Origin of the sequence: Levilactobacillus paucivorans (assembly GCF_001437125.1) — a bacterium.
Lineage (GTDB): Bacteria > Bacillota > Bacilli > Lactobacillales > Lactobacillaceae > Levilactobacillus > Levilactobacillus paucivorans.
Genome location: NZ_JQCA01000078.1, coordinates 1 through 10,823, shown reverse-complemented (window position 1 = coordinate 10,823; position 10,823 = coordinate 1). Strand labels below are relative to the sequence as shown.

The window sequence follows — 10,823 nt, the reverse complement described above, 5'->3', positions numbered from 1 at the left end:
CCCCGCCACAATTTCCCGCAAGGACACTGTTTGCCCCCACATTACTTGAGAAGCCAGCGATGATGGGATTGACCATCATCGGACTCATCAGGAAGAAAAAACTTGCCGCCAAAACCAATTTGACATCTTTTGTATATAGCCGCGTCTTCAAACGCCCTCAGTTCCTTTCTAAATTCTGTTCGATGCGGTCCAACATGGTGAGGACCGCTTGCTGTTCAGCTGTCGTAAATCCAGTAAATAACGCCTGACTCGTATCTTTAATGTAATCATCCAGCTGGTGGCGTTTCACTAACCCAGCTTCGGTAAATCCGACTAACTTTTCGCGCCGATCGGCCGGATTGGCTTCTAACACCAGTAGGTTCCGATCGACCATCCGTTTCACGATCAGTCGCGCCGTCTGATGAGTCACCTGTTGGCGATCTTTAAAATCGGTGATGGTGCTGTGAGGAAAATCGCCAAAGAAACGTAAGGCATCGGCCTGTTCACTCGTTAAGTTCAGGTGTCGCACGAACCGATTCCGTCGATTACGAATCTTCCGTCCCAGTAGGACCAGTTTCCAAGACACCAGTTGATTGCTATCCATGTGATCACCTCTAGAACTAATTGTACAACTAGCTGTATAATTTTGAAAGTATCAGCGCAAACGCCGATCTCTGATAACCTCCCTGGTTGAACCTAATCCGCCAATTAGTCGTCAGAGTACCCCAGTTTAGACTAAAAAGCAGTTCAAACCACTCACCAGGAGTCGGTCTGAACTGCTTGAATCTTATTGGTCTTTGGTTTTGTCTGCCGGTGGCATCGTCATCCGCGCCGACCAGGATTGCATCTGATCCAAGAAACGCTTGCTACGGGGATGAACCCCGATCTGACTGTCATAGATTTCATCCATCAGTTGCCGCAAGGCGTGCTCCGTCTGCGGTTTCACGTTGATGGAATGCAGGCGATCTAGGTCCAAGACAGAGAATTGCCGCAGATAATAGATCGTCCGCTGGGCCAAGTGGAGTCGCCGGGGATCACGCTGCCAGTGCTGTTGGCACAACAGGCCCCCGTAGCTTTCCGAGTAGTCGAATGGTAAATCATTTCGACCACAAATCGCACAGCCCTGAAGTTGCGGGGCCACCCCGAAGGACGGCATCAGCTGGATCTCCATGATATTGGTGATAATGGCGGCATTCACCCCATCATCAATCAACGTCAGCGCCCGTTCAACCTTGTGGTACCACTCAGGTAACGGTTGGCTATCCGGAAAGGCCGCATCGACCAGACTCATGACATAGGTCGCATAGGCATTCTTAAAGATGTCGATGGAGATATTCTGAAACTGATGCGTCTCACGCGCCGTTCGAATGTAAGAGAGACCATTGTCGGCAATATCACCGACATAGCCGCCCACGGTAAACGGGAGAATATCCGCTACCATCTTAAACCCACGCTTCTTAGCACCACGAACCAAGAACATTTTTTTACCGAACTCTTGCGTCAAAAACTTCACCAAGAAGTCTCGTTCGGCATAGTCACGGCGAAATAAAAGGATGCCGTGAAAATCCGTAACATGACGTGCCACACCGCATCCCTACTTTCCTTCAGTTTTAAAGATCGTCTTTCCGGTAACCGTAGCTCTTCAACAACGTGGACTTGTCTCGCCAATTTGGCTGAACCTTGACCCACAGTTGCAGGTAAACCTTGCTACCGAGTAAGTGTTCAATATCGCGACGGGCTAACGTCCCGATCTTCTTGAGCATGCTCCCACCTTTACCGATCATGATGCCCTTTTGGGTTGGCCGATCGACAATAATCGTGGCTTCGATGTGGACATGGTCCGCATCTTCTTGCTTCATACTTTCGATTTCTACAGCCACTGAATGTGGCACTTCCTCACGCGTTAACATGAAGATCTTTTCGCGAATGAGTTCACTTACCACGAAACGTTCTGGGTGATCGGTCACTTGATCCTCAGGGTAGTATTGTGGCCCATTGGGCATCTGATCAACCAGATCGCTCAGGAAGTCGTCAACGTTATTCCCCTCCAGCGCGGAGATCGGGTAAACCGCCTTCCAAGGGATCGCTGTCTTGTATTGTTCCATGATGGGCAACAGATCGTCGGGATGAATCTGGTCAATCTTGTTAATTAACAGGTAGACTGGAGCCTTGACGTCCTTCAAACGGTCAATGATGAAGTTGTCCCCGGCTCCCCGCTTTTCGGCAGCATTGATCATGAACAACACGGCATCGACTTCGTTTAAAGCTGACAGCGCCGATTTAACCATGTAGTCACCCAGCTTGTGCTTCGGCTTATGCACCCCAGGGGTATCGATAAAGACGATTTGAGCCTCGTCTGTCGTGTAGATCCCTTGAATCTTGTTCCGCGTGGTTTGCGCCGTATCCGACATGATGGCAATCTTCTGGCCAATCACGCGGTTTAAAAACGTCGACTTCCCCACATTGGGCCGGCCAACAATGGCCACGAACCCTGATTTGTAATTTGGATTATCCATATTTTCCTCCACTTAAAACCAACGACTCAGCGCTGGCAACATCACGAGCGCCCCAACAATCACCGCAAAGGTCGCGGCCAGCAGTACTCCACCGGCGGCCACATCCTTGGCGCGTTTCGCTAAATCATGATAGGTTGTCCCCACCACGAGATCCACGACGGCCTCCACAATGGTATTGAGAGTCTCCGCGATTAACACTAGGAAGATCGCTAACATCAGCCACAACCACTCGTTAACATCGAGTCGCAAGACCAGGCCAGCCAACACGGCTAACGTGCCAAAGGCCAGGTGCTTACGAAAGTTGCGTTCATAGTGAAACAGAGCCCGTAGGCCATCCCACGCGTGACCCAACGACTGAATAAAGGCCCGATTCTTCCCGGTTTGTTTTCGTTTATCGCTTGAGGCCATAGGCATCCAAGATGTCCGCCTGAAGCTTAAACATCACCTTTTCATCTTCCGGCTCCATGTGATCGTAGCCGTTAAGATGCAGGAACCCATGGACCACGAGAAAACCAAGTTCCCGTTCGTAGGAATGGCCCAAGTATTCCGCCTGTTCTTCAACCTTATCCATTGAGACAAAGATATCCCCAATGTTTTCGGGAATCTCGGCGGCCATTTCGTCATCAATCACGAGTGGAAATTCGGCAGCTTCCTCGTCGTCATCCTCAATCGCAAAGCTAATGACATCGGTGGCCCGGTCAACGCCCCGGTATTCTTTGTTAATCCGGTGAATGTCTTCGTTATTCATCAACGTCACGGACATCTCCGTGTTGTCCGCCAACTTCAGGTAGTCCCCGGCATAGGTTAACACGTCTTGAATCAATTTCACGTGCTCGGCTGGCACGCCATCTTTGGTCTTATCATAAATCTCTAAATCCATTATTTTTTAGCTCCATTTGGTTTAGTATCGTTGGCCTCATAAGCATTGATGATGCTGGCCACGACAGGATGCCGGACCACATCATCTGAGCTGAAGGTGACGAAGTTAATGTGTTTCACGTTTTGTAAAATGTGTTGGGCCTGAATCAGTCCCGACTTCGCATTGTGTGGCAAGTCAATCTGGGAGATATCCCCGTTGACGATCATCTTAGACCCAAAGCCTAACCGCGTTAGGAACATCTTCATCTGCATGTTCGTGGTATTTTGCGCTTCATCCAAAATGACGAAGGCCGACTCCAACGTCCGTCCCCGCATATAGGCTAATGGGGCGATTTCAATCACACCACGGTCCATCAACCGCGTCGTGTGTTCTGCTCCCAGGATAGCGTACAAGGCGTCGTAGATTGGCCGCAAGTAAGGATCAACCTTTTCCTTTAGGTCACCTGGCAAGAATCCCAGGCTTTCACCGGCTTCAACGGCCGGACGGGTGATGATGAGCTTTTCCACATCCCCACTCTTCAGCGCGGCCACGGCCATGACGACAGCCAGGAAGGTCTTCCCAGTCCCAGCTGGTCCAATACCAAAGGTAATATCATTGTGTTTAATCGAATCAATATACTGACGTTGACCGAAGTTCTTGACCCGCACAGAGCGGCCCTTCGCATCGCGAATCAACGTTTCCGTATAAAAGTCCTTGAAGTAAGTCAACGTGCCCTTTTGGGACATCTTCATGGCACTGAGAACATCGGCACTGTTCAGCTTGATGCCCTTTGCCAGGAGGTCACTCATGTTGCCTAGAATAGCCAACGTTTGGTCGACAGCCTCGGTCGTACCAGCGACTTTGATTGAATTGCCAAAGGGCTTGATCGTGACATTAAGCCCTTCCTCAAGGATCGTCACAAATTGATCCTGAGCGCCCAATAACCCCATTTCGTCCTCGGGCCGTTCTAAGATATATTCTTTTTCAATCGTTGCGTTCTCAGTCAAATACGGTGGCTCCTTTGTTTTTAATTAGTGTCTGATAGACAAATTTTAGCATACTGCCGGGGATTGTAAAAGGATTCGGCGTGAAAAGTCGGCCCGGGTCAGTTGATTGGCAGGTTTGGCAAGCTAATTTGCTGGTCTAACACCAAGCGATCCCGCAGAACCAAACCATTTTCGATGATCGTCTGACTGTAATTCTGGGTGAAGTAATCCGGGTCCACCCGTACCACGCGAAAACCTTGTTGCTGATAGAGATAGAGTTGCTTGAGACTCGTGGTCCCCGTCGCAATTCGCACCGTACGATAGCCATGCTCAATGGCCCACTGCTTGGCAAAAACCAGTAAGGCCCGGCCGTACCCTCGCCGTTGCTTCGTTGGGCTAACCGCCAGCGCCATGATTTCAACCGTCAATGACACTTGAGGCTTTAAGACCAATATCCCCGCTAATCCTGTGGCATCATTTGCCGCATAGACACTGCTGACGGGCACATAGCTGTCGATGAGCCGCTGGCTGGGGTCCGCCAACAATAGCAGCCGATTCTCTTCAGTCGTCGGCGCCGTCACCCGTTGATAGGTTAACACCATGACGCTCAACCTCCTCTGATTGAAAAGACCGCCACGAAAACTCGTGACGGCCGCAACCCGCTGGCCTGTTACACCACGCTGGGTCTCTTCATTATTTGTTTAATTGTGCCTTAACGGTCTTGTTGACCAGTGCCCCATCTGCCTTGCCCTTAACCTGTGGCATGACAACACCCATGACCTTACCGAAGTCACTCATACCACTAGCGGAAACCTTGGCAATGCTGTCAACGACGATCTTGGTGATTTCGTCTTCGCTCAATTGCTTAGGCGCATACTTTTCAACGATCGCAATTTCTGCCTTGACGCCTTCAACCAAGTCATCGCGGTTACCCTTGGCAAATTCTTCCATGGATTCCTTGCGTTGCTTTAATTCACGGGACACGATGGTTAACTCTTCGTCACTGGATAAGTCATGACCCTGCTTAACCTTTTCGTTGGTCAAAGCGGCCTTCATCATCCGGATAACATTCAGAGATAACTTGTCGTGTGCCTTCATCGCAGTCTTTAAATCAGTGTTGAGTTGGGTTTCTAAACTCATTACATTTCCTCCTAAAAAATCAATCTTATCATTAAGTCTACACCTTATTGGCGACGACGTCAGGTAAAGATACCTCCGTCGAGAGGCTGAAATTGTATTTTCTGAAGGGATGCGCTAGTCTGGAGAATATGAAGGGAAGTTTTAAGATGACAGACATGCGCGCCATCGGGGTTACTCGATATCGTCCGATTGAAGATCCTGAAAGTTTTACGACCTTTTTCGAACCGAAATCAACACCAACGAATCATGACCTATTGGTGAAAATTATCGCGACTTCGGTCAACCCGGTCGACACTGGAGTTCGCCAAGGCATTCAGACACCCCTGAAACAGCCTAAGGTCCTGGGATGGGATGCCTACGGAACCGTAGAGGCCACTGGCGAGGCCGTCAGCCTTTTTCAACCAGGTGACCGGGTCATGTACGCTGGCTCCTTCATTCGTCCAGGAACGGACAGTGAGTACCAACTCGTGGATGAACGGATCGTGGGACACGCCCCCAAGCATTTAAAGCCCGCAGAGATTGCGGCCATGCCCCTGACCAGTCTCACGGCCTGGGAAGCCCTCTTTGAACAGCTTCACATCCCAGTCGACAACGCTGCTGAGACCCATGGGAAAACCATTCTCATCATCAACGGCGCTGGCGGTGTCGGTTCCGTGGCGACGCAATTGGCCCGGATGGCCGGCCTCAAGGTCATTGCCACGGCTTCTCGGCCAGAAACCATCGCTTGGACCAAGGCCCATGGCGCCAACGAGGTGGTCAATCATCGGCAAGACCTCGTCCAGCAAGTCCGCGACCTCGGGGTCACCTTTGTCGACTATATCCTAGAACTTAGCGACCTCAACCAACACTGGCACGAGATCACCGAGCTCATCGCCCCCAGTGGCCACATCGTTTCCATCACTGGTAGCGACCAGCCCATCGATCTGCGTGCCTTAAAACAAAAGCGCGCCACCTTTGCCTGGGAATGGATGTATACCAAGTCCTACTATCAAACGGCAGATATGATCAGCCAACACAAGATTCTCGAACAAGTTAGCCAGTTACTTGATAGCGGTCAGCTACGATCGACCTTGACCAAGACGCTATTCCCTATCAACGCAGACAATCTGCGAGCCGCGCATCGGCTGGTAGAAAGTCACCATATGATGGGAAAAGTTGTCATCACCAACGAACACGAGTAACCGCAACAAAAAACCACCAACCGCAACGGTTGATGGTTTTTATTAAGCTTGCAAAAAGAGCTTAGAAACGCTTCTTCTTGGCCTTACGCTTACGCGCAGCTTCTGATTTTAACTTTTTCTTCACACTTGGTTTTTCGTAAAATTCACGCTTACGGTATTCTTGTAAAGTACCGCTACGGGAAACCGTACGTTTGAAGCGCCGAAGAGCGTCGTCAAAAGACTCGTTTTTGCGAACGACTGTCTTTGCCATATAAAATTCCCTCCCTCCGAGCACAAATAATAACACCAATTGGATTTCATCCATCGGCGTAACGGTTCTTAACTATTATACATAACCTGTTAAACCGCGTCAATAATGCCAGCAAATAAAATTTGAACGGATTTCGACTCCGGGGTACACTATAAGAAATAACTAGAGGAGTTGGGTGCTATGCCAAAGATTGCCATATTTATTATCTCCGATTCATCCGGTGAGACCGCGCTAACCGTGGCCCAGACGGCCGTCTCGCAGTTTACCAAGGTTGAAGCCAGCTATCAACGATTCCCCTTCATTCAGACGGATTCCATCCTGGAAGGGATTCTCAACCTGGCAAAAAAGCAACGTGCGATGATTTTTCACACATTGGTTAATGCAAAATTAAGTGCCCACGTTAAAGATTTTGCGGCCGCCAACCGGTTACAACAGTTCGACTGCATTCAACCCGCCATGGGTGTCCTGCAAACGGCCACGGGGATGACCCCCGTTGAGGTTCCAGGTCTGGTGCACAACTTAAATGACACCTACTTTGACCGCATTGCCGCCATGGAATTTGCCGTGGCCTACGATGATGGGAAGGACCCCACTGGCCTGCTTAAGGCTGATCTGGTCATTCTCGGCGTCTCACGGACGTCTAAGACCCCGTTGTCACTCTTCCTGGCCAACCGGGGACTGCGTGTCGCCAACCTCCCTCTGGGCCCTACCACACAGCTTCCAGACGAGCTCTGGCAAGTTGATCCGAAACGAATCTTCGGTCTGACTAATCAACCAGAGATTCTGCGTAAGATTCGACAAGAGCGGATGCTCTCCTATGGACTACCTGCCGACAGTGCCTACTCGGATACCGATAAAATCAGTTTAGAACTCGACTACGCCCAACAACTCTACAAAAAGATTGGGTGCCTGGTCATCGACGTTTCCAACAAGTCGATTGAAGAGACGGCCACCCTCATCATGGAAAGCGTGGATTATGACTTGATTCCGCACTCCCTGACTGATTAAACCTATTGTCTAACTGAACAAATTCAATGACTTTTTAAAAACAGAGTCCACGCTCCCTCAAAACGAGGTCACGTGGACTCTTTTTATACATGCTGATTAATCCGTCCAAATACCATACAAATCAGCTGCCGCTGATGGATAAGCAAAAAGTGTGTCATGAAGCTGAGTTGGTGTAATCTGCTGTTGGATGAGCAAAGCTAAATAGTTAATCAACACATCGGCTTGATAACTGATGGCTTCAGCCCCAACAACCTGTCCACTTTGCCGATCAACAACCAATATCAGTTGGGCCTGCTCATCATATTCTCGTTGATAAGTCAGCCATTGACTTAAGTCCATCTCTCGCAAGCGATAATGTTCGGCATCCTGACGAGCAACAGCAGCGCTTACTCCGAATTGAGCCAGTCGCGGCAAACTAAACACAGCACTCGCCTGTATAGGATAGGTGATCGGAAATTTTAGTGTCGCAGTCAGGAGATCACCCACATATTTCCCTTGATAGACAGCATAATTTGCTAGTTTTGGCGTCGATACAGCCGAACAGTCACCAACCGCAAAGATCTTAGCATTGCTAGTCTGCAAGTAATCATTGACCTGTATCCCATGGGTCACAACCTTGACACCTGCTGCCTTCAAATTGAGATCCGCTACGTTGGGCACACGCCCCAAAGCCGCATAGACAGCTTCAGTATCCCAAGTTTTTCCTTGTTTGGTCGTGAGTTTCAAACTCTTTGATTCGCGATCAAGGCAAACTACTTCATCATCAAAGACGACGCGTACCTTTTGCTTAGCCAGGTGGGATATCAGCTTTTGAACGAGTTGCGGATCAAATCCGCGCAGAGCCACATGATTATGTTGAACCAAGGTTACCGTAGCACCGGCCTCACTCGCAATACCCGCAATAGCAAACGCGATGACTCCAGCACCCAAAATCGTGATATTTCTAGGTGTCTTGTGTCGCTTAAAGAAGCCTCCAGAATGTTCGGCCCATTGACTACCAGAAAATTTCAGTTCCCGGGGCCGGGCACCAGTGGCAATCACAAAATTTTTGGCCGTGAGGTATTCCCCGTTAACCCGCAGTTGGTGAGAATCAACAAATTCAGCGTGGCCTTCAAAAGTTACAATATTATTAGCCACAAATCGCCTTTTGAATCTCTCCTGTGTCTGGCTTACAATTGTATCCCGGTGAGCGGCAAGCCGCTCCCAATTCACCGGTGGCACACCATCCGATCCGTTTTGAATGCGAAAAGCCCGGTGTGCTTCAATACCACCTAGCAAAACTTTCTTCGGCGTACTTCCACGACTAACAGTCGTTCCACCCCAATCACGTTGCTCGACAATGGCCACCTTCTGACCATGAGATGCGGCGCGAATTGCCGCGCCAGCTCCACCAACGCCACCACCAATGACAATGGTATCAAATGTTTTCATTGGCTAACTCCTATCTATTCACCAAAGACATCATTGGCACTATAAGTTTCTGGATCGACTACTGCCCGAGGCGTCACATGGCCACGGGGATCCTGATACCAGACCACCGCAGCTTCTTCACTTGGAAAGTTTTCAATCGTACTCGTTGGCAAGTTCAAGTGATCGGCAACCATTTGAGTTGGAGAAATGGCAAGCCACTTATTCAGTGAAACATCGGAATAGACCGGATTCTTGAAAAGTTCAATGAAGATCAAGGGTTTCTCCCCGATGTTTTGAATATAGTGACCGGCTTCCTTAGGAATTACGCCGACGTCACCAGCATCAAAATTAAAGGTCCGCGCCAACGTATTGGAATTAAAGACCCCGACCTTGGCCTGTCCTTGAATATAGTAATCCCATTCCTCGGACTTAGGGTGCCAATGCATCTCACGCATTCCTCCCGGTTGAACTTCAACAATGGCTGCTGAAATGGTCTGCGCTGCTGGAAAGACAGATTGATCGATGATCCAAACCTTACCTGCCTCAAACTTTTTGGCGGGGACATCCTTCATGTGGAGCGTCAGAGGCGTCTTCATAGGTGTACCGGGCTTCTTCACGGTCTCGATAGGACCGGGAACATTTCCATCGAAAATGTACTTCTCATGACTTGGTAACGGTTTTAACGTTGCTTCATCTACTTTAAAATTGGCAGCAATAATATCTTTAGGTGTGTGAGCCAACCAATCCGTCAGTAAAAATGTATTGTTTTCGGAAAAATCGGGTTCACTGAAGACCAATAAGAATTCACAGCCTTGGTCCAAGGCCTGAATAGAATGGGGAATCCCCGCTTCGAAGTCCCAGAGATCACCCGCAGCAACATCGTCAATAAAACTTTCACCATTTTCGTTCAGTGCGGTAACCCGCGCATTTCCCTTTAACATCATGGCCCATTCGGCCTGCTGGTGCCAATGCATTTCTCGATAAGCCCCAGGTTTCAAGCACATATTAACCCCAGCTAGATCATGTGAGGCGGGTAATTCACGATTGGTGACCTCACGCGTCCAGCCACCTGACTCCAACCGCATGTGGGCATCGGAAAAACTAAATCGTAAGTTGGCTACCGTCCCATGGTCCGTGGTAGGTGGCACCAATAAATCTGGGTTTTGCAGGTCCCGTTGATAGTTCCGTGGGCCTTGATCGATCCAGCCAGTCTGGTCAACATTGCGAATCGGTTCTTTCTTCTCAGTCATTCGAAAAATCCCCTTTTCCAATAAGATGGCCCCATTATAAACCGATTCCCGACGTTAATCAATCATACCGATAACCATATGCCGTGTTTTTTATTTAATCACTGCCGCTTCACGGTATGACAGCGATCGTCGTCATTGTTTGCGCCAAAGCTTGAAATATGCGCAGACCACGGTCACGCAAAAAAGTCGGTTCTCTGTCAAACATCCTAAAGTAAGAGGTATCAAGATTGTGACGACAATCTTG

Annotated in this window: 13 protein-coding genes and 1 pseudogene; 2 read left to right on the top strand and 12 right to left on the bottom strand. The window is 49.3% G+C overall.

The annotated features are described in order from the left end of the window. The 9 genes and pseudogenes from IV54_RS12225 to IV54_RS07475 all read right to left on the bottom strand — a co-directional run. Window positions 1-151, bottom strand: a pseudogene (locus IV54_RS12225) (MFS transporter); the annotation flags it as partial. 6 nt (window positions 152-157) lie between these two features. Beyond that, window positions 158-583: a MarR family winged helix-turn-helix transcriptional regulator gene (locus IV54_RS07510; RefSeq protein WP_057878766.1), complete on the bottom strand. Its 426-nt coding sequence runs from the start codon at window positions 581-583 to the stop codon at window positions 158-160. A gap of 183 nt (window positions 584-766) precedes the next feature. Beyond that, window positions 767-1,564: a DNA repair protein RecO gene (gene recO / locus IV54_RS07505; RefSeq protein WP_057878765.1), complete on the bottom strand. Its 798-nt coding sequence runs from the start codon at window positions 1,562-1,564 to the stop codon at window positions 767-769. 25 nt (window positions 1,565-1,589) lie between these two features. Continuing rightward, window positions 1,590-2,495 (bottom strand): GTPase Era, encoded by a 906-nt coding sequence (gene era / locus IV54_RS07500; RefSeq protein ID WP_057878764.1) that lies wholly within the window; start codon window positions 2,493-2,495, stop codon window positions 1,590-1,592. A gap of 12 nt (window positions 2,496-2,507) precedes the next feature. Next, entirely contained in the window at window positions 2,508-2,909 is a 402-nt protein-coding gene (locus IV54_RS07495) for a diacylglycerol kinase family protein (protein ID WP_057878763.1), read from the bottom strand. Beyond that, window positions 2,887-3,375, bottom strand: a complete 489-nt coding sequence (gene ybeY, locus IV54_RS07490) for an rRNA maturation RNase YbeY (RefSeq protein WP_057878762.1) — start codon at window positions 3,373-3,375, stop codon at window positions 2,887-2,889. Before ybeY ends, IV54_RS07495 begins: the two co-directional genes overlap by 23 nt. Next, on the bottom strand, window positions 3,375-4,361 hold the full coding sequence (locus IV54_RS07485; protein ID WP_057878761.1) for a PhoH family protein: 987 nt from the start codon (window positions 4,359-4,361) through the stop codon (window positions 3,375-3,377). The genes ybeY and IV54_RS07485 overlap by 1 nt, the downstream gene beginning before the upstream one ends. Before the next feature lie 98 nt (window positions 4,362-4,459). After that, window positions 4,460-4,942: a GNAT family N-acetyltransferase gene (locus IV54_RS07480; RefSeq protein WP_057878760.1), complete on the bottom strand. Its 483-nt coding sequence runs from the start codon at window positions 4,940-4,942 to the stop codon at window positions 4,460-4,462. A 91-nt stretch (window positions 4,943-5,033) separates the two neighbouring features. Next, window positions 5,034-5,480 carry a GatB/YqeY domain-containing protein gene (locus IV54_RS07475; RefSeq protein WP_057878759.1) on the bottom strand — a complete coding sequence of 149 codons (447 nt, stop codon included), beginning with the start codon at window positions 5,478-5,480 and terminating at the stop codon, window positions 5,034-5,036. Between the two features lie 155 nt (window positions 5,481-5,635). Between IV54_RS07475 and IV54_RS07470 the strand changes: the two genes are divergently transcribed. Then, window positions 5,636-6,661 (top strand): zinc-binding alcohol dehydrogenase family protein, encoded by a 1,026-nt coding sequence (locus tag IV54_RS07470; protein WP_057878767.1) that lies wholly within the window; start codon window positions 5,636-5,638, stop codon window positions 6,659-6,661. Window positions 6,662-6,722: 61 nt separating this feature from the next. Here IV54_RS07470 and rpsU read toward each other — a convergent pair whose 3' ends face one another. Further along, complete coding sequence (rpsU, locus tag IV54_RS07465; RefSeq protein WP_011667518.1) at window positions 6,723-6,911, bottom strand: 30S ribosomal protein S21; 189 nt, start codon at window positions 6,909-6,911, stop codon at window positions 6,723-6,725. Window positions 6,912-7,091: 180 nt separating this feature from the next. Here rpsU and IV54_RS07460 point away from each other — a divergent pair, with 180 nt between their 5' ends. Continuing rightward, window positions 7,092-7,919 (top strand): pyruvate, water dikinase regulatory protein, encoded by an 828-nt coding sequence (locus tag IV54_RS07460; RefSeq protein WP_057878758.1) that lies wholly within the window; start codon window positions 7,092-7,094, stop codon window positions 7,917-7,919. Between the two features lie 96 nt (window positions 7,920-8,015). Here IV54_RS07460 and IV54_RS07455 read toward each other — a convergent pair whose 3' ends face one another. Next, window positions 8,016-9,350 (bottom strand): dihydrolipoyl dehydrogenase family protein, encoded by a 1,335-nt coding sequence (locus tag IV54_RS07455; RefSeq protein WP_057878757.1) that lies wholly within the window; start codon window positions 9,348-9,350, stop codon window positions 8,016-8,018. Between the two features lie 14 nt (window positions 9,351-9,364). Then, complete coding sequence (locus IV54_RS07450; protein ID WP_083488552.1) at window positions 9,365-10,579, bottom strand: cupin domain-containing protein; 1,215 nt, start codon at window positions 10,577-10,579, stop codon at window positions 9,365-9,367. Between the last annotated feature and the right edge of the window lie 244 nt (window positions 10,580-10,823).

What these genes read in the sequence shown, in the direction of transcription:
- ybeY (WP_057878762.1), bottom strand. Translation starts at nt 3,375, where the DNA reads ATGGATTTAGAGATTTATGATAAGACCAAAGATGGCGTGCCAGCCGAG.
- era (WP_057878764.1), bottom strand. Translation starts at nt 2,495, where the DNA reads ATGGATAATCCAAATTACAAATCAGGGTTCGTGGCCATTGTTGGCCGG.
- IV54_RS07475 (WP_057878759.1), bottom strand. Translation starts at nt 5,480, where the DNA reads ATGAGTTTAGAAACCCAACTCAACACTGATTTAAAGACTGCGATGAAG.
- IV54_RS07480 (WP_057878760.1), bottom strand. Translation starts at nt 4,942, where the DNA reads ATGGTGTTAACCTATCAACGGGTGACGGCGCCGACGACTGAAGAGAAT.
- IV54_RS07470 (WP_057878767.1), top strand. Translation starts at nt 5,636, where the DNA reads ATGCGCGCCATCGGGGTTACTCGATATCGTCCGATTGAAGATCCTGAA.
- rpsU (WP_011667518.1), bottom strand. Translation starts at nt 6,911, where the DNA reads ATGGCAAAGACAGTCGTTCGCAAAAACGAGTCTTTTGACGACGCTCTT.
- IV54_RS07460 (WP_057878758.1), top strand. Translation starts at nt 7,092, where the DNA reads ATGCCAAAGATTGCCATATTTATTATCTCCGATTCATCCGGTGAGACC.
- IV54_RS07455 (WP_057878757.1), bottom strand. Translation starts at nt 9,350, where the DNA reads ATGAAAACATTTGATACCATTGTCATTGGTGGTGGCGTTGGTGGAGCT.
- IV54_RS07510 (WP_057878766.1), bottom strand. Translation starts at nt 583, where the DNA reads ATGGATAGCAATCAACTGGTGTCTTGGAAACTGGTCCTACTGGGACGG.
- IV54_RS07495 (WP_057878763.1), bottom strand. Translation starts at nt 2,909, where the DNA reads ATGCCTATGGCCTCAAGCGATAAACGAAAACAAACCGGGAAGAATCGG.
- IV54_RS07450 (WP_083488552.1), bottom strand. Translation starts at nt 10,579, where the DNA reads ATGACTGAGAAGAAAGAACCGATTCGCAATGTTGACCAGACTGGCTGG.